Here is an 18,794-nt window from a genome sequence, read left to right as displayed (position 1 = left end):
AATGTTTCACGACTTTCCATACTTGTAATTAAGTCTAAGTAACGTTGACGGTAACGTTGTTCAACATCTTTTAATCCATGGTATTTATCCGGTAATGGACGAAGGGATTTCGTTAAAAGTGTAAATCCTGTTGCTTTTACTGAAAGTTCTCCAACGTTCGTTTTGAACACTTTACCTTCAATACCTACTAAGTCACCTAAATCTGCTGTCGTAAATAATTCGTACTCTTCATCTCCAACAGTATCTTTACGAACGTAAATTTGAACTTGTCCGTGTAAATCTTGAATGTGCGCGAATCCAGCTTTTCCTTTACCGCGTTTTGTCATAATACGACCAGCGATAGAAACAGTGATTTCTTTCTCTTCTAATTCTTCTTTAGAGAATTCTCCATATAGACTTACTAAGTCCGTTGTTGAATTTGTGCGTTCAAATCGTTTACCAAACGGATCGATTCCTTGCTCACGTAAATTATGTAGCTTTTCACGACGAACAAGCAATTGGTCGTTTAATTCTTCGTGGTTCATGTTATCCATGATATTGATATCACTCCAGCTCTATTAATTTTTACAATATATACAGTATAGCATTTTCTACTCAACTAGAAAAACTGCCAGCAACTAACTGGCAGTTCTTCTTTCTTTCACGTAATTATAGGAAGTGTGTAGAAGAATGTCAATCTTCTACATTCCCTTATTAACCAACATAAATTGTTTGTTGTTTCGCTTCTACTTCTTCTACAAATGCACCTAATACATTCGCAAGGTCTTGACGTGTGTTGCAAGTATTGATGCCATTACGCACACTCGCATTACCACGAACACCTTTTAAATACCAAGCCGCATGCTTTCTCATCTCTCTTACAGCAACATTTTCATTCTTTAAATCGATAAGACGATCTAGATGCAACATACATACATCAATTTTCTCGCGCACTGTTGGTTCCGGCATTAATTCACCCGTCTCTAAATACTTTACCGTACGATAAATCATCCACGGATCCCCAAGAGCAGCACGGCCAATCATAACACCATCTACACCAATTTCATCAAGCATACGCTTCGCATCTTGCGGTGTTTCAACATCACCATTTCCAATAACCGGGATATTCACAGCTTGCTTTACTTGTTTAATAATATCCCAATCTGCTTTTCCTTCATACATTTGCACTCGTGTACGTCCATGAACTGCCACTGCCTGTCCACCAGCACGCTCAACAGCTCTAGCATTTTCTATTGCGAAAATATGTTCTTCATCCCAACCTATACGCATTTTAACTGTAACTGGCTTTTCAACAGCATCTACAACTGCCGCTACCATTTCATATATTTTATTTGGATCTAAAAGCCATTTTGCTCCTGCATCACACTTAGTGATTTTTGGTACTGGACAACCCATATTAATATCAATAATGTCTGCTGTCGTATATTTATCTACATATTTCGCAGCATCTACAAGCGTTTCTCTCTCTCCACCAAAAATTTGTAAACTTAATGGCTTTTCTCTCTCGTCGATATATAACATATCTAACGTTCTCTTATTATTAAGTAATATCGCCTTATCACTTACCATTTCAGCACAAACTAAGCCTGCACCAAATTCTTTTACTGTTAAACGGAATGCAGAGTTACACACTCCCGCCATCGGTGCTAGTACAACCGGATTTTTCATCTCAATATTTGCAATCTTTAACACTGGATTTACTCCTTCCTTCATAATTACTTTGGCATTAGTTCATCTATCGAGACCTTTAATGCTTTAGCAACTTCTACTACAAAATCTTGGGAAGGCGATCGATTCCCTCTCTCAACTTCACCTAAAACAGATACAGATACCCCTAATTCTTTAGCAAAACCTTCTTGTGTATAGCCTTTCAGCTTTCGAAAAGCACGAATGCGTCTTCCCCATTTTTCTGCTTCCATACCGTTACTCCCTCTCGCCTTTTCATTTCTTCTACTTGTGAACGTGAAATGTCTTGTTTTATATCTTGATTAATTTCTAACAACGGAACGATAACAAAAGCTCTTTCGAACATCCGCGGATGCGGAACAATAAGATTCTCTGCTTCAATATTTTCTTGATTATAGAGTAAGATGTCAAGGTCGATGGTTCTCGGACCCCATCTAATTTCCCTTTTTCTTCCTAGGTCATTCTCTACTTTTTGCGTTACTTTCAATAATTCTTGTGGTGATAAATTGGTAGAAATTTTTATAACTAAATTTAAAAAGCAACTTTGGTCAGTATAGCCAACTGGATCAGTTTCATACACTGATGAAACATCATCAACTTGGATATACGGACTTTTATTTAAAAACTGAATCGCTTCAGTTAAATACGTATAACGCTCTCCAATATTCGAACCTAATGCAATGTACGCTATATTATTCATGAACGTTCTCTCGTAATTTCTACCGCTACAGCGCGATAATGCCCCGGTATCGGCGGATCTGGTTTAATTACCTTAATTGTACATCGTGAAATACTCTCATATTGTTTCAATATATTTGTAGCGATATTTTCAGCGATGCTCTCTACAAGCTTATACGTTCTATCTTCGACAACTTTCCTACACAATTCAAAAAGCTCTCCATAATTGACAGAATGCTCTAAGTCATCACTTTCTCCTGCACGTTTCAAATCCAATTCTACCGTTAAATCAACTTTAAACCTCTGACCTAATTTATTTTCCTCTGGGAATACACCATGATAACCGTAAAACTCCATATCATGGATATAAATTTTATCCAATTACTTTACCCCCTTACCAATCATCGCATCCATCATTTTAGCCATACGCGCCATTTCTTTCACATCATGAACACGAACAAATTCACAGCCCTTTTCAATACCGAGACAAACGGTAGCTCCAGTTCCCTCAAGACGTTCCTCTACCGGTAAATCTAGTACATGTCCAATAAAGGACTTTCTTGAAGTGCCTAAAAGAACTGGATAACCTAGTACATTTAACTGTTCTAAATTACGCATCGCTTCCAAATTTTGTTCAGGCGTCTTAGCAAAACCAATACCTGGGTCTAAAATAATATTCTCATCTCGTACACCAGCAGCTTTAGCAATTTTAATACTGTCATACAAATCAGCAATCATATCCGCCATTAAATTACGATAACTCATATTGTCACGGTTATGCATTAAGATGATAGGTACATCATAATGAGCTGCAACTTCAGCAATTTTCGGTTCCGCCTTCGCCCCCCAAATATCATTAATAATGTGAGCACCAGCTTCAATTGCTTGTTTCGCAACTTCTGCTTTATACGTATCGATAGAAATAGGCAATTCCACTTCCTTCGAAACCGTTTGGATCATCGGAACAACTCGTTTAATTTCTTCTTCCACCGAAACTTTAGCGAAACCCGGGCGAGTAGATTCACCACCAATATCAATAATATGAGCACCTTCATCTTTCATTTCTTTCGCATGGCGCACCGCAGCATCCACTTCGTTGTAACTCCCACCATCAGAAAATGAATCTGGCGTTACATTTAAAATCCCCATAATTAATGTCTTTTCATTTAAATTCAATGTATATTCGCCGCAGCGCAAATCATAATCCCACTTCAAATTACACATCTCCTCTTCGCAATTCATTTCTACTCCACAATTTCTCTCTCTGCATTTCATAAAGATGCATAAACCTTTTTGTAATCATTCCGACTTTACCCGGGAAATCTCGTCCCTCTATATGATAAAGCGGAACAATTTCTTGAATGGAATTCGTTACAAAAGCTTCATCTGCTGAAAGCAATTCATCTTTCGTAAAGAAACCTTCCTTTATTTCTATACGAAGCTCCTCTGCAACCTTTATAATAAATGCACGAGTGATACCATTTAAAATCCCTGTTTTTAGCGAAGGCGTATACAAAACATTGTCTTTCACAAAAAAGAGATTCGAAACAATACCCTCTGCAACATAACCTGCTTCAGTAAGAAAAATACCTTCCTTATCCACAACATTTCCAATTTCGCGTTTCCCTAAAATGTTATTTAAATAATGATGGGACTTCAAGCGAAACGCACCCTCTGGTGTATTTCGCACTTGTTTTAAAACAACCCCTTCTTTTTCCACTATATCCCCTGGGGCTGGTAAAGGTTTTATAAAAACAATAACCGACGGCTCTTCATACATTTCGGTTTGCAATCCTATTTCATCTACACCCGCCGATACATTGAAACGAACATATGCATGCTCCAATTCATTCTTAACGAGGAGATTTTTCAAAATAAGCATTACATCATCTTTTGTCATTGTCCATTTGATTTGCAATGTATCTAGCGCATCTATTAAACGTTTATAATGATCATCCAACAAGAAAGGATGACCATTATAAATACGAAACGTCTCAAAAACTCCAAGTCCGTATAAATAACCATGGTCATAAGGAGAAATTTTCGCTTCATTCGCTTCTACATATTCACCATTTACGTAAATTAACACGATGCCACGCTTGGACTATATTTGCGAATGAAATTCTGTAATAATTCTTTCCCATGAGAAGTCATAATAGATTCCGGATGGAACTGCACACCTTCAATCGGTAATGTTGTATGACGAAGCGCCATAATTTCCCCTTCCTCTGTCCAAGATGTTACCTCTAAGCAATCAGGTAACGTCTCTTTCTTAACAATAAGGGAATGATAACGCGTTGCAGTAAATGGATTAGGAATGTCCGAGAAAATCGTCTTTCCATCATGATGCATAGGCGACGTTTTCCCATGCATTAATCGCTCTGCTCGAACAACTTCTCCACCAAAGACTTGCGCAATAGATTGATGCCCAAGACAAACTCCAAAAATCGGAAGCTTTCCTGCAAAGTATTTAATAGCTTCCATACTAATTCCCGCTTCATTCGGACTACATGGACCTGGTGAAATCATTAAGAAATCTGGTTTCATATTCTCAATATCTGCAATAGTCACTTCATCATTACGCTTAATAACAAGCTCTTGTCCAAGTTCTCCAAGAAATTGCACTAAATTAAATGTAAAAGAATCATAATTATCAATCATTAATATCATTTCTCTCACCTAACCGTTTCTTCGCTACTTTCTTTTGCACGCCATAAAGCAATTGCCTTTTTTAACGACTCTTTATATTCATTTTTCGGATTTGAATCAATTACAATTCCCGCTCCTGCTTGCACATGCGCTTGCCCATCTTTAGCAAGAAGCGTTCTAATTACAATATTCAATTCCGTATCTCCAGAATAACCAATCCAACCAATTGAACCTGTATAAATCCCTCGTCGAACAGGTTCTAATTCTTCAATAATTTCCATCGTACGTATTTTCGGGGCACCGGTAATTGTTCCACCAGGGAATACAGCTTTCACTAAATCGAAAGCATCCTTATCTTCTTCCACCTCACCACGCACATTAGAAACGATATGCATAACATGTGAGTACTTTTCAATTACCATAAATTCATCTACTTCTACAGTGCCATATTTACAAACGCGCCCTAAATCATTTCGTTCTAAATCTACAAGCATTACATGCTCCGCTCGTTCCTTTTCGTTCTCAATTAATTCCCTCGCTAATTCTTCATCCTCTTGTTCATTCGCACCGCGGGATCTTGTACCAGCAATTGGTCTTGTACTTACTTCTTGCCCTTGTTTTTTAATTAGCAATTCAGGCGAAGCACTAACAATTTGAAAATCCCCAAGCTCCAAGTATCCCATATATGGAGATGGATTAATTTTACGAAGACTTGTATAAATTTCTAGCGGATGCGTTTGTAAAGTTCTTTCTTGCCTTGTCGACAAGTTTACTTGAAACACATCACCATTTCCAATATATTCTTGAATACGTTCAACAGCCTTCATAAAGCCTTCTTCTGTAAAAGCAACCGCTTCATTTTTCTTTTCAGGACGTTCAAACGGCATAGTCACTTCAGGCACTTCTGCCGCCCAAAGATTCTTCCATTCATGTAATCGTTCTTCCGCCTCTGCATGCTTATCTACATAATGTGTAATAATCCACAATACTTTTTCTTCTTGATCATAGACAAACACATCGTCAAATAATAAAAAGAATATATCGGGTATATTCAGATCATCCTCTGCAAGAGAAGGGAGTTTTTCGATATAACGGATACAATCATAACTAAAGTAGCCAATCGCACCACCTTGAAACGGCGGGTACTCTGGATTGTAGTCTGTTTTCCATTTTTCCATATATTCTTGCATTAAATCTAATGGATTCCCTCGCTTTATTGTTTCCTTACCACTTTCGCTAATATGTAACGTTTCACCCTTCCCTCGGATTACCGCTACTGGGTTTAACCCCACTATGTTATAACGACCGCCACGTCCGCTTTCTAGCAAAATATGTTGCGGCTTATCCTGAGAAAGAAATTTATATTGCTTAAAGAAATCTAACTGATATGGAATAGAAAGCGCTAAAGATTTTCTTCGTTGCATATCAACACCCCGTCTTCTTTTATCCCACCCTCTTAGATTAACCACCTCAAACTACATAAGCTCTTTATATAGAAAATGATTATACTCGAAGGTTAGTGAAAATAAATTAATTATACTACCTCTTATTTTACATGAAGTTTTCTAGTCAATCACTCTTTTCCTATTTCCAATCCAAAAAGAAAAAAGCATCCTTTTTCAAGGATGCTTTTCAATCACATTCAATTATGATTCAAATTGATAAAGTGGTGTACTTAAATAACGTTCACCGTTACTTGGAATAATAACAAGCACTTTTTTCCCTTTACCTAATTTTTTCGCAACTTCTGTCGCTGCATAAATAACTGCTCCTGAAGAGATACCAACTAAAATACCTTCCTCTTTAGCCACTCTTCTCGCATATTCAAACGCTTGCTCTGTTTTCACTTGAATAATTTCATCATATACCTTTACATCCAATGTCTCTGGGATGAATCCCGCCCCAATTCCTTGGATTTTATGTGGACCCGGCTTCCCACCAGATAATACTGGTGAGTCCGCAGGTTCTACTGCATAAATTTTAATATCTTTATACGCTTCCTTCAGCACTTCACCAGCACCAGTAATTGTTCCACCTGTACCAATACCTGCAATAAACGCATCTAATTGATCACCCATTTGTTCAACAATTTCTGGACCTGTTGTTAAACGATGAATTTCTGGATTTGATTGATTTTGGAACTGTTGCGGTATAAAGTAGCCATGCTCTTTCGCTAATTCAGTCGCTTTACGAATTGCCCCACCCATTCCTTCAGGACCTGGAGTCAATACTAATTCAGCACCGTAAGCACGTAATAAATTACGACGCTCAATACTCATTGTTTCTGGCATTACTAAAATCGCCTTATATCCTTTAGCGGCCGCTACCATCGCTAAACCAATTCCTGTGTTACCACTTGTTGGCTCAATGATTGTATCGCCTTCTTTTAATAATCCTTTCTTTTCAGCATCTTCAATCATAGCTAATGCAATACGATCTTTAACACTGCTCCCAGGATTCATAAATTCTAATTTTAAGTATACATCTGCGCTGTCTGATTCTACGATGCGGTTCAACTTAACGATCGGCGTTTTCCCGATTAATTCTGAAACTGATTGTGCCACTCGCATTCCTGTCACTCCTAACACCGAGTATTTTTATTGGTTTTATCTATATTTAGATTTTGTCAGAAAATTCCCTGTTTGTCAATCTATCCGAGCGAACAATTCTCCACCCAAACTTCCTTATTACAAGTTCACAATTATGCTTGTAATATCTTCTTTAGAGAATTTATATCGTTCATTACAGAAATGACAGTGCACTTCCGTCTCTTCTTCTTCTTCACGAATTTGCTCTAATTCTGTTTTACCTAAACTAATTAACACACTCTCAATACGTTCACGTGAGCAAGTGCAATTAAATTGAACATCCATAGTTTCTAATACTTTTACTTTATCTTCCCCAAGAACTGCATATAGTAGCTCTTCTGGAGAAAGACCTTGTTCGATCAATGTTGATACAGGAGGGATTTTTTGCAAACGATCTTCAATGAATGCAATTGTTTCTTCCTGTGCGCCCGGCATAATTTGAAGGATAAATCCACCCGCCGCTAATACGCTGTCATCTCCATTTACAAGAACACCAACACCAACAGAAGAAGGCGTCTGTTCAGAAACTGCAAAATAGTACGTGAAGTCTTCTCCTAATTCACCTGAAACAATTGGAGATTGACCAATAAACGGCTCGCGCATACCAATATCTTTAATTACAGTTACAAATCCTTCTGTTCCCACCGCTTGATATACACGTAGTTTTCCTTGTTCTGTTCCTTCAAAATCAACATGCGGATTCGTTACATAACCACGTACATCCCCATTTGCATGAGCATCCACTAAGATTGGACCAATCGGACCGTTACCCTCTACCTTAATTGTTAACTTTTGATTACCTTTTAACATCGCACCCATCATTGTACCCGCAGTTAAAGAACGGCCAAGCGCTGCTGAAGCAGTTCTCCACGTGTCGTGACGTCTTTGCGCTTCACTTACTGTATTTGTTGTACGCACACTATACGCACGTACTTCTCCATCAAATGCTAAAGCTTTTACTAAATAATCTTTCATACTTATTTATTCACCTTTCTCATACTGTAAATTTGCATTACGTTCATATAACATATACAAACCTTTTAACGTTAAAAACGGATCTACGATATCAATTACATTTGATTCTTCTGAAATTAATTTCGCTAATCCACCTGTTGCAATAACTTTTGGTTCCTGTTTAGCTTCCTCTTTCATACGCTTAACAATACCTTCCACTTGTCCAACATATCCGTAAAGAATACCAGATTGCATCGCACTTACTGTATTCTTCCCAATAACACTACTTGGTTTTGTAATTTCAATACGAGGAAGTTTTGCCGCTCTACTATATAAGGCTTCCGCTGAAATCATAATTCCCGGTGTAATAACTCCACCCATGTAATGCTTCTCTTCGTTAATATAACAATATGTGGTAGCCGTACCGAAATCGACAATAATAAGCGGACTTCCATATAAATGGATTCCCGCTACTGCATTTACAATTCGGTCTGCGCCTACTTCACGCGGATTTTCATATTTAATATTTAGCCCTGTTTTTATCCCGGGCCCTACTACAAGCGGTTTAATTTTAAAATACTTTTCACACATGCGCTCTAAGGCAAACATAATTGGTGGTACAACTGAAGACACAATAATACCTTTCACATCTTCAAATGAAAGACCCTCATGCTCAAGTAACTGCTTTACAAGCATTCCATATTCATCTTCCGTCTTGTGACGATCTGTTTCCATACGCCAATGCTGACGAAGTTCCCCATCTTGAAATACGCCTAGTACAGCATTTGTGTTCCCTACATCCAATACAAAAATCATATTCTCACCACTTATCTTATTTAATCTATATTTATGTAGTATGTATAAAACTTATAAAAACATCATATCACACATACTTATATAATCAGCTTTTCTATCCTCATCATTTTACAAAAAGATTACTCTCTATTTCAATTTTTAATACTAATTTTATTAAAAAATTTTCCGACTTAGTATTTTTCTACAAATAAAAAAGGAGTGACAATTGTCACTCCTTTATCTCTTACTTATCTTCTACGTCTTCATCGTCCTTCTTCATATTGATGTTTACTTTTACATCATCTGAAGATGTTGGACGCTCTGGCAATCTGCCGTAATCATATAAATGATTGATTTGCTCTGCATCTAACGTTTCTACTTCAAGTAACGTTTTCGCAATAATATCTAGCTTATCACGTTTTTCAGTAAGAATTTGTTTCGCGCGGGCATAACATTCTTTTATAATCGTTTGCATTTCCACATCGATTTCATGTGCAATTGCATCACTGTAGTTTTGTTCTGAATGGAAGTCTCTTCCTAAGAACACTTGACCACCTTGCGAGCTACCGAATTGCATCGGTCCAAGCTTATCACTCATACCGAACTCCGTAACCATACGTCTTGCAATACCAGTCGCACGTTGGAAGTCGTTGTGAGCACCTGTGCTTGCTTCACCAAACACAATCTCTTCAGCTACTCGACCACCAAGTAAACCAGTGATTTTATCAAGTAACTCTGGTTTTGTCATGAAGTAACGATCTTCTTTCGGAAGCATTACTGCATATCCACCAGCTTGACCACGAGGGACAATTGTTACTTTATGAACGATATCTGCTTCATCAAGGACAACACCAATTACAGTATGGCCAGCTTCATGGAATGCAACGATATTACGTTCTTTTTCAGAGATAACACGACTTTTCTTAGCTGGACCTGCAATAACACGATCCGTCGCTTCATCAATGTCACTCATATCAATTTTCTTCTTATCTTGACGCGCAGCTACTAAAGCAGCTTCGTTTAATAAGTTTTCAAGATCGGCACCAGAGAACCCTGGTGTACGAGTTGCAATTGCTCTTAAGTTAATATGATCATCAAGCGGTTTATTACGAGCATGTACTTTAAGTACAGCTTCACGACCATTTACATCTGGACGATCTACTGTAATTTGACGGTCAAAACGACCTGGACGTAATAATGCTGGATCAAGAATATCGGGACGGTTTGTTGCAGCGATGATAATAATACCTTCGTTTGCACCGAATCCATCCATTTCAACAAGTAATTGGTTCAGCGTTTGCTCACGCTCATCATGGCCACCACCAAGACCTGCGCCACGTTGACGTCCTACTGCATCAATTTCATCAATGAAAATGATACAAGGAGCATTTTTCTTTGCATTTTCGAATAAATCACGTACACGGGATGCACCGACACCGACAAACATCTCTACGAAGTCAGAACCACTGATAGAGAAGAACGGAACGCCAGCTTCACCTGCAACAGCACGTGCTAATAAAGTTTTACCTGTACCTGGAGGTCCCACTAACAGAACACCCTTAGGAATACGGGCACCAACTTCAGCAAACTTACGAGGATCTTTCAAGAATTCAACTACCTCAACAAGCTCTTGTTTCTCTTCATCCGCTCCAGCAACATCTCTGAAACGAACTTTTTTCTTTTCGTCATTATATAACTTCGCCTTACTTTTCCCGAAGTTCATAACACGGCTACCGCCGCCTTGAGCTTGGTTTAATAAGAAGAAGAATAAAATGAAGATAATGACAAACGGAATGATAGAAGTAAAGAAGGTTACCCAAGCACTTGTTTCTTCTGCTGGTTGATACTTAACTTCAGCACCTTGCGCTTTATCATTAATTTTCTTTTGTAATTCCTCAGTATTTGGTGCATAAGTAACAAATTGTTCTCCTTGGCTAGAAGTATTAAATTGTCCTTTTACCTCAAACACACCATTTTTCGGTTGAAGTTGCACATTGCGCACTTCACCTTTTTCTAGTTTAGTAATGAATTTATCGTAGCTAACTGATGTCGTTTTTTGCGTTGAACCATTAAAATAGCTCACGATTCCAATTACTACTAGGAATATCAGTAAATAAAAGATGGTATTACGGAAGATACGATTCATTCCTAACCTCCTCTCACGGCATAAACACTATTGTAAATCGTAACATAGAAAAACTTTCCTATACAATTGTAACGCCTGTATTTAATTAATTTGAGTAAACGCTTGGTTTTAATACTCCTACATAAGGAAGATTACGGTACTGCTCTTTATAATCTAATCCATATCCTACAACAAACTCATGTGGGACAGTAAATCCAACATAATCCGCTTTCAAAGCTACCTTGCGGCCTGTTGGTTTGTCTAATAACGTAACAATTTTTACAGACTTCGCTTTACGATATTTAAATAGGTCCACTAAGTAACTTAGCGTAAGACCGCTATCAATAATATCCTCAACGATTAAAATATCGCGACCTTCTACAGAAGTATCAAGATCTTTTAAAATTTTCACTTCGCCTGTTGAAACAGTAGAGTGACCGTAACTAGATACAGCCATAAAATCCATTTCAAGATATGTATCTGTTCTCTTTAATAAATCTGCCATGAATGGCATTGCACCTTTTAATACACCAATTGCAAGAGGTACTGTGTTTTTATAATCCTCTGCAATAATTGCACCTAATTCGCGCACCTTTTCTTGTATTTGTTCTTCAGAAATTAATACTTTTTCGATATCTTGATTCATCATTTCATTATCCTCCCGGAAGACTCCTTGCTTTTGTAGTGAATAATCATATATTTATCCTTCTTTGCCATCTCTTTCGAAACAGCAAATGCAGATCGCTTCAACAAGGGTATCCAAATAATATTCCCACTTGCATCACAAACGACCGGCCATGCTTCTCTTTTTTCTCTTGGTACTTTTGCTTCGATAAAAATAGTTTTTATCTTTTTTGTGCCATTCATACCTTGTATTGACATGCGATCTCCATTTTCCCTAGAACGAATACGAAGTGGATATGATATATCATTATACTTAGCAACAAATACTGTTTCATTCATGTTACTTGGTATATCTTCGCTCACCTCTATTACAAGTTCATCCCCGTTCGATAGCGTAATTGTCCCGGGTACTGATAAATCTTGCGAAAAAGGAGAAACAATTTCTTGTTTAAATCCAAAGCTACACTCCTCGTATGTGCGAACAATTTTTAAATCACCTGGGAAATCAAGTGAACCCGAAGGTTGTGTCCGCTTAAAAAACTCAATCACTTTGTCAATATGTATAGAGGAAAGAGAAGATGGAATCTTATATTCATAAAGATAGTTTAATATTAGTTGAATCCCTCTTCTTTGTAAAGGCATAGACATGGATTCAAAGGCAGGAATTGATAAGCTAATTTGTTTATCACTTTTTTTTGTAATTACTTTATTCATTTTCTCAAAAGCTAATTCCTGCAAATAAGCCTCATCCTCTTGCATCTGCACGCTAAATTTTTGAAATTTCTCATGCACTTGTGGATTTTCTTCTTTCAAATGAGGAAGGACATATTTACGTAATCGATTCCTTGTATATACTTCCTTTTTATTACTCGGATCTATACGGGGAATTAAATTTAGCTCATTACAGTAATTAACAATTTCTTCCTTAGTTACTCCAAGTAAAGGCCTAATTAAATATCCATTATGAAAAGGACGCTTCACTGCAATTCCTGCATACCCTTTCGGAGTACTCCCTCGTACAAGGCGCATTAAAATCGTTTCTACTTGATCATCTCCATGATGCCCAAGAGCTACATATCTCGCATCATATTTCTTCATTATTCTTTCCAAAAATGCATATCTGCATTCTCTAGCAGCAACCTGCGCATTCATTCCGTATTGCTGTTGATATTGCGACACGTTAACCCTTATCGTTTCGCAAGTAACTCCCAGTCCTTTGCAAAGATCCTGCACAAACTGTAGATCCTCATGAGATTCATCGCCTCTAAACATATGATCCACATGCGCTACTACAATTTCCAACTGTTTTTCTGCCCTTTTTTCTAACAAATAATATAGAAGAGCTAAAGAGTCAGGGCCACCCGAAACTCCTACAACAATTGTTGAACATTCCTTTAATACATCATGCTGCTTTACAAAGTCATCTACCTTTTCAACAAATGTATCTTTCAACTTCGTAATCACCTTTCATTAAACAAGAACAGCAACGTTAGTTACCTTGTCTATAATGGTACAACTTTTACAAACATTGTGCAAAAAAAAGATATACAAAAATTACATTTTTATCTTACATCCTCCGCACATATTCAAAAAAATAATAACATTACCTTTTAAAGCAAAAAAACCTAGGAATTCGCCTAGGTTTTTCAGAATAGACTATATGAATCAATAGCAGATAAAAAGCCCGATTGGTACGGGCTTTTTATCTGCGGGGATGGAGAACCCCCCACTGATTAAAGTTTTACTTTATTGCGCCTGCATTCCTACAATTGGAATCGTAGCCCACTTCGGCATATTCTTCTTTACTTTCGCCACAACAATTGTCATATCGTCATTTATATAACCATCACAAGAACGAATCACTTCTTCCATAATGATATCAGCAATTTCTTGCGGGTCCTCGGTTTGCAGTTCCTTAATTTTTCGTTTCATCCATAATTCATGGTTCTCCACATGCTGCGCTCCTTCAAAAATACCATCGCTCATCATAATAAGAATATCGCCCGTTTTTAATTGCTCACCCACTACATCAACCTCAACATCTTCAATGATCCCCATTGGTAAATTACTTGCTTCAATTTTCAAAATATTATTTGCGCGTTTAACAAAACTCGGCGTCGATCCGATCTTTAAAAATTTCGCATTCGCATCCCGTAAATCTACCATCGCCAAATCCAGTGTTGTAAACATCTCTTCTGTCGTTCTTAAAGAAAGAATTGAATTGATCGATTTAATTGCTATTTCCTCATCAATACCTGATTGAAGTATCTTTTGTAATAATTTTACCGTTTCCTTACTCTCCATATGAGCTCGTTGCCCATTTCCCATACCGTCACTAATCGCAAGTGCATATTTACCCACACTCAAATCCATCATCGCATAAGAATCCCCCGAAACAAACCCACCGCCTTTTGCAGCTGTAGCCAATCCCGTATCAAGAGAATACGTCTTTGCTGAACCAAATGATATTAAACTGTGACCATTTGGATAAGAAGACTTTTCTTCATGTTTAACGACAATATTTTCTTTTAGAATATCCGAAAGCATCGGCGCAACTAATTTTTCGCACTCACCATGCTCATTAGATGCAGCCGGAATTAACATCTCAATATCAATGCTCCCTCTATCTAAACAATAAATATCAACATGCTCCACTTCGACGCCAAAATCACGAAACGCTTGCAAAATTTGTTCTTCCTGTACTTGATGATTTTCTCGCTCTCTTTGTATTTCCTGTGCGAAATCCTCCATAACTTTTGATACGCCTAATAATTGCTCCGCTACTATTCTGCGATTTTCTTTCATTTGTTTTCGTAATTTTTGTCCCTCATAAAAGTGATCTAATTCACCGGCTACTAAATCTGTTACTTTCTTACCTCTCACACAATGCTTGTCCCATTCACGAACTAACTTCCGATTATGCTGCAGTGTTCCTTCTTCCGTTTCACTCATTATTTGTTTCATATAATCATACGTTTTGTCAAAATTAACCACCCAGCATTGATCCTTTTTAAAGCACGTTTGACATGTTTTCGCAGTAATTGTACTTAAAAATAAATCTGCCTCTGTTTCTTTATCTTCCTCCTCCACATAACCATATACAGAAAAGCTATTAGATAAAGCCGCAAACACATTTGCAAATTGATTAATTTTGTTCGCTGTAACATCGCGCATTCTTCTTAAATATTGTTGTTGATCTTGTGAATGCTCTTGTGTTCCCGGCATAAATTTAGCAATGCGATCCAGAACAAGTTTCGGTGTTAATAAAAAGAAAACAATTGCCACACCTGATTCAATTAAAGTTGTTACAATGTTCGTTTGCTTATCTACATATAATGTAATTAAGCTTGTCCCAATTAACAAACCTAAACTAACGCCTAGACGCTTCCCTTCTTTCAATAACCCTCCAAGCAATCCAGAAAAAGCAAGAAGGCTAAGCTGAGACAAACTGGACACATTCGCTAAACTTAATATTAAGCCGGTGACAACCCCAACTGTGGATCCTGTAGCAGCGCCGGCGATGAAGGCAAATACTAACACTAAATATCTAGTGAAAATATGTTGAATAGAAGCGTCATATACAAACCAATCCGTCGTACCTGTTAAAACAGATGCTAGTAATATAATTAAACAAACAATTTCTTCTGTCTCTAATGCTTGTTGTTTCCCTTTCCTTTCTACTAAGAGCGGAACACTTTGTAAAAATATCATCGTTAATACGAAACTAAGCCCCGCTTCAATCGTGCTAACGAGCAAATCGTACATGGTGATAGTTTGCTGTGCAAAATATACAACAACTAAATGTGCGGTTAATGCGGAGATAAATACTTGGAATGGTACAAGTCCAACAGTTTTACGTGTAAACCGACTAAAGAAGATATTATAAATGAAGAAAGTAAAGATAGACGCGAAAGTAAAAAATAAATTATCTATCGAAACTGAAAGTGCTCCTCCCATTAAAGCTAGGAATGCGAGCGGCATTTTATCTCGCTTCATAACATAAACGGCAGCGAAAAACGGTAATGCAAACGGTAAAATGTTTGTTAATATATACGCTCTTCCCAAAAGAAAACCAATAACAACAATAATAAATCCCCATCTAAAGAAAACTTGTTCAAACTTCATTCGCAACTTACTCGTCCACTTTATTCCTCCAAGCTGACTTTCATTTATTGCCAATGCACTTGTATTCATAGTATTCCTTCCTGCTTTAGGCATATTTTTAACACCACCTGCATAGTTTAATTACTGTCATTATAAAAGATGCTTATTGGGATTTTTGTCAAAACAACAGTTTTCACTTTTATAATCGTTCGACTTTTTATTCGAAATAACTCTACATATATACATAGTATGTAATTTATCTCCCTTTATTATATTGAAGATTCAGAAAATTTAAGGTGATTTTGTAGAAGTATTGTATGTCTTACTTTTTTATTTAACAAAAAAAGATCATGCAAGTTTGCATGATCTTTTTAGATGACCCGTACGGGATTCGAACCCGTGTTACCGCCGTGAAAGGGCGGTGTCTTAACCACTTGACCAACGGGCCGTTAAATTAAATATAGCGGCGGAGGGGATCGAACCCCCGACCTCACGGGTATGAACCGTACGCTCTAGCCAGCTGAGCTACACCGCCATGTCGTCTTATTTAACGGACAATTAGTATCTTACATCAGATATCATTTAAAGTCAACACATCTCAAAAACTTTTTTAAAAAATATATTTTCGCATATAAAAAAGCACCCTGAGCCATCACTCTGGGTACCTCTCTATATGTTAAAAACTAAACGTTCTTATTATCCGCGACGTGCGCCACGGCCACCACGTTTAGACTCTGTGTTACGCTTTAAAGAAGTTAAACGATCTTCGCTATCCTTTAAGAAGCGTGCCATCTTTTGCTCAAATGTTTCTTTTGGAGCTCGGTCGTTACCGCCACCGCGATTATCTCTGTTGAAAGAGCGATTATTACGTTGTGGACGTCCAGAACGTTGTTGATCACCACCGCGTTGGTATTCACCGCGTGGACGATCTCCTTCTGTTTTTTCACGTTCTTTCGCTTTTTTAATAGATAGACCAATTTTCCCATCTTTTTCAACATTAATAACTTTTACTTCTACTTGGTCGCCCACTTTTAAGTGATCATTAATATCTTTCACATAATTATCAGCAACTTCACTAATATGAACAAGACCCGTTAAGCCTTCTGGCAGCTCCACAAAAGCCCCAAAATTTGTAATACCTGTTACTTTACCCTGTAACTTGCTGCCTACCTCGATTGACATAAAAAAAATGCTCCTCCTTAGTGATTAAAAAGTCAAATTTTACTTTATTATATATAATCCTAAAATATAGTGTCAATAAGACATACTTTACTTAGAAACAGGAAAAATTATCTCCCCTTTTCCGGAGAAGAAATAATCCCTTCTAGCAATCTTTAATACGTACTCTTCATCATTTAACTTTTGAACTTCGTCTTTTAGACTTTTTTCTTTATTCGTTAATGAATCTAGTTCTTTTTTCATGTCCTTAACTTTTGCTTCTTTTGCTTTAATGGAACTGTTTTGTTGATAAAAAGTTACACTAATACTCGCAATAATTGTAAAAGCAAAGACAAGAAAAACCGCTAAACGGCGATAAAGTCGCTTCCTGTTCTCATCCGTTTGTATTATATGCTCTTTAACAGGATTTGGACTCTGTTTTTCGATTGTTCTTTGTCTCAGTTCCCTCATTTCCGAGGTCCCCCTAACTTCTTTTTTATACGCTCCCATAGTTGGAAGATGTGTCCCTTCAATTTTGCTATATATTGCAGGAACCCTACATGTTTCATTATAAAAAGTTTAACACGATTAGGGAGAAGTTTCCATATGAGCAAAGCAATAAATCGAACAGGCCAGAAAAAAACTTTCCATATGAAAAGTAATATCCAAATCACCATTTTCCATAACACATGTCCAATTGAAAGCAGTATACGAAATAAGAATAATATAAATGCAATAAATAGCTGCGCTATAATAATAACAGGTTTTATCATGAGTAGCTGTATAATTCGAACAAAAAAATGTGTTGTTTGCACAAAAATATAGATGAGAAAATTTAACAACCTCATGTATAGTGCTTTCAATAAGCTTTGATATGCCGCAAAACCACATAATAATGCCAAAAATACATATATACGTAGTTCAGCTTCATTTACGAGAAGTAATACATAAAAAACGAATAATGCTTGGACAACCCAAAATAGTATATCATGTATAAATACAAGCCAACGTTTACGTTCCTGACGCTTTAAAAAACGTTGGTATGTATCTAATGATGCTCCAATCCAAGCACCCATTCCGATCATCGAAAGCATTGTATACAACTGAATTGTTAGACTCATTTAAACAACTTACTAAAGAAGCCTTTAGTTTTCTCCCCTTGATTCTCATCAATATACAACATCTCATGAATCTTGCCTTTAATCGATACAACACCTTTTTCCACATCTAAATTCTTCATTTGCAAGTTTTGTCCACGAATTGTTAAAAAACCCATCACAGTCTCGAGTAAAAATTCTTCGCTATCAAAACTCTCTACTTGTTTTACACCAGTAATATCGATCACACGCCTACCACGCATAATAATATCATGCTCTACAGAAACATTTTGTTGATTAGAAGACATAGGTGAGTAACCATTATTCACGAAAATC

Annotated in this window: 20 protein-coding genes and 2 tRNA genes (1 of these 22 only partly in view); all 22 read right to left on the bottom strand. The window is 37.1% G+C overall.

Annotation, left to right across the window (positions count from 1 at the left end; genetic code table 11):
- Positions 1 to 533, bottom strand: partial view of a lysine--tRNA ligase gene (lysS, locus tag MHB70_RS26230; protein WP_000369685.1) — the 5' end (the start) only. The gene continues 967 nt to the left of window position 1, outside the view; the window shows 533 of its 1,500 coding nt (coding positions 1-533); it begins with the start codon at positions 531 to 533; its stop codon lies beyond the left edge, outside the window.
- A 160-nt stretch (positions 534 to 693) separates the two neighbouring features.
- Complete coding sequence (gene dusB / locus MHB70_RS26225) at positions 694 to 1,692, bottom strand: tRNA dihydrouridine synthase DusB (RefSeq protein WP_000912271.1); 999 nt, start codon at positions 1,690 to 1,692, stop codon at positions 694 to 696.
- 23 nt (positions 1,693 to 1,715) lie between these two features.
- Positions 1,716 to 1,919: a helix-turn-helix domain-containing protein gene (locus MHB70_RS26220; RefSeq protein ID WP_000387027.1), complete on the bottom strand. Its 204-nt coding sequence runs from the start codon at positions 1,917 to 1,919 to the stop codon at positions 1,716 to 1,718.
- Positions 1,871 to 2,386: a 2-amino-4-hydroxy-6-hydroxymethyldihydropteridine diphosphokinase gene (gene folK / locus MHB70_RS26215; protein ID WP_001059455.1), complete on the bottom strand. Its 516-nt coding sequence runs from the start codon at positions 2,384 to 2,386 to the stop codon at positions 1,871 to 1,873. The genes MHB70_RS26220 and folK overlap by 49 nt, the downstream gene beginning before the upstream one ends.
- Complete coding sequence (gene folB / locus MHB70_RS26210) at positions 2,383 to 2,745, bottom strand: dihydroneopterin aldolase (protein ID WP_000358065.1); 363 nt, start codon at positions 2,743 to 2,745, stop codon at positions 2,383 to 2,385. Before folB ends, folK begins: the two co-directional genes overlap by 4 nt.
- Positions 2,746 to 3,606, bottom strand: coding sequence for a dihydropteroate synthase (gene folP / locus MHB70_RS26205; RefSeq protein ID WP_002104269.1), 861 nt, complete (start codon positions 3,604 to 3,606; stop codon positions 2,746 to 2,748).
- Positions 3,581 to 4,453 (bottom strand): aminodeoxychorismate lyase, encoded by an 873-nt coding sequence (gene pabC / locus MHB70_RS26200; protein ID WP_000909853.1) that lies wholly within the window; start codon positions 4,451 to 4,453, stop codon positions 3,581 to 3,583. Before pabC ends, folP begins: the two co-directional genes overlap by 26 nt.
- A complete protein-coding gene (gene pabA, locus MHB70_RS26195; protein ID WP_000602280.1) occupies positions 4,447 to 5,034 on the bottom strand; it encodes an aminodeoxychorismate/anthranilate synthase component II in 588 nt (195 codons plus the stop codon). The genes pabC and pabA overlap by 7 nt, the downstream gene beginning before the upstream one ends.
- A gap of 5 nt (positions 5,035 to 5,039) precedes the next feature.
- Positions 5,040 to 6,437 carry an aminodeoxychorismate synthase component I gene (gene pabB / locus MHB70_RS26190; RefSeq protein ID WP_001189712.1) on the bottom strand — a complete coding sequence of 466 codons (1,398 nt, stop codon included), beginning with the start codon at positions 6,435 to 6,437 and terminating at the stop codon, positions 5,040 to 5,042.
- Between the two features lie 222 nt (positions 6,438 to 6,659).
- On the bottom strand, positions 6,660 to 7,583 hold the full coding sequence (gene cysK / locus MHB70_RS26185) for a cysteine synthase A (RefSeq protein ID WP_001261721.1): 924 nt from the start codon (positions 7,581 to 7,583) through the stop codon (positions 6,660 to 6,662).
- A 117-nt stretch (positions 7,584 to 7,700) separates the two neighbouring features.
- Positions 7,701 to 8,576 (bottom strand): redox-regulated molecular chaperone HslO, encoded by an 876-nt coding sequence (gene hslO, locus MHB70_RS26180; RefSeq protein ID WP_000656374.1) that lies wholly within the window; start codon positions 8,574 to 8,576, stop codon positions 7,701 to 7,703.
- A 6-nt stretch (positions 8,577 to 8,582) separates the two neighbouring features.
- On the bottom strand, positions 8,583 to 9,371 hold the full coding sequence (locus MHB70_RS26175) for a type III pantothenate kinase (RefSeq protein ID WP_000578374.1): 789 nt from the start codon (positions 9,369 to 9,371) through the stop codon (positions 8,583 to 8,585).
- A gap of 223 nt (positions 9,372 to 9,594) precedes the next feature.
- The gene (gene ftsH, locus MHB70_RS26170) at positions 9,595 to 11,496 is read right to left on the bottom strand and encodes an ATP-dependent zinc metalloprotease FtsH (protein ID WP_001079666.1); all 1,902 of its coding nucleotides are present in this window, start codon (positions 11,494 to 11,496) and stop codon (positions 9,595 to 9,597) included.
- Positions 11,497 to 11,581: 85 nt separating this feature from the next.
- On the bottom strand, positions 11,582 to 12,124 hold the full coding sequence (gene hpt, locus MHB70_RS26165; RefSeq protein ID WP_016106834.1) for a hypoxanthine phosphoribosyltransferase: 543 nt from the start codon (positions 12,122 to 12,124) through the stop codon (positions 11,582 to 11,584).
- Positions 12,121 to 13,551 (bottom strand): tRNA lysidine(34) synthetase TilS, encoded by a 1,431-nt coding sequence (tilS, locus tag MHB70_RS26160; RefSeq protein WP_000655437.1) that lies wholly within the window; start codon positions 13,549 to 13,551, stop codon positions 12,121 to 12,123. Before tilS ends, hpt begins: the two co-directional genes overlap by 4 nt.
- Before the next feature lie 294 nt (positions 13,552 to 13,845).
- Positions 13,846 to 16,317 carry a stage II sporulation protein E gene (gene spoIIE / locus MHB70_RS26155; protein WP_001123526.1) on the bottom strand — a complete coding sequence of 824 codons (2,472 nt, stop codon included), beginning with the start codon at positions 16,315 to 16,317 and terminating at the stop codon, positions 13,846 to 13,848.
- A gap of 262 nt (positions 16,318 to 16,579) precedes the next feature.
- Positions 16,580 to 16,651 (bottom strand) — tRNA-Glu (locus MHB70_RS26150).
- A 13-nt stretch (positions 16,652 to 16,664) separates the two neighbouring features.
- A tRNA-Met gene (locus tag MHB70_RS26145) sits at positions 16,665 to 16,738 on the bottom strand.
- Between the two features lie 161 nt (positions 16,739 to 16,899).
- A complete protein-coding gene (locus MHB70_RS26140) occupies positions 16,900 to 17,385 on the bottom strand; it encodes a S1 domain-containing RNA-binding protein (RefSeq protein ID WP_000021451.1) in 486 nt (161 codons plus the stop codon).
- 87 nt (positions 17,386 to 17,472) lie between these two features.
- On the bottom strand, positions 17,473 to 17,832 hold the full coding sequence (gene divIC, locus MHB70_RS26135) for a cell division protein DivIC (protein ID WP_001208736.1): 360 nt from the start codon (positions 17,830 to 17,832) through the stop codon (positions 17,473 to 17,475).
- Entirely contained in the window at positions 17,829 to 18,482 is a 654-nt protein-coding gene (yabQ, locus tag MHB70_RS26130) for a spore cortex biosynthesis protein YabQ (protein ID WP_000059779.1), read from the bottom strand. Before yabQ ends, divIC begins: the two co-directional genes overlap by 4 nt.
- Positions 18,479 to 18,787 carry a sporulation protein YabP gene (yabP, locus tag MHB70_RS26125; protein ID WP_001059100.1) on the bottom strand — a complete coding sequence of 103 codons (309 nt, stop codon included), beginning with the start codon at positions 18,785 to 18,787 and terminating at the stop codon, positions 18,479 to 18,481. Before yabP ends, yabQ begins: the two co-directional genes overlap by 4 nt.
- Positions 18,788 to 18,794: the final 7 nt, after the last annotated feature.

This window comes from Bacillus sp. FSL M7-1020 (assembly GCF_038050415.1).
In the GTDB taxonomy this organism is placed as follows: domain Bacteria; phylum Bacillota; class Bacilli; order Bacillales; family Bacillaceae_G; genus Bacillus_A; species Bacillus_A toyonensis.
The sequence above is the reverse complement of the archived record's forward strand: the minus strand, read 5'-3'. Positions and strand labels throughout refer to the sequence as shown.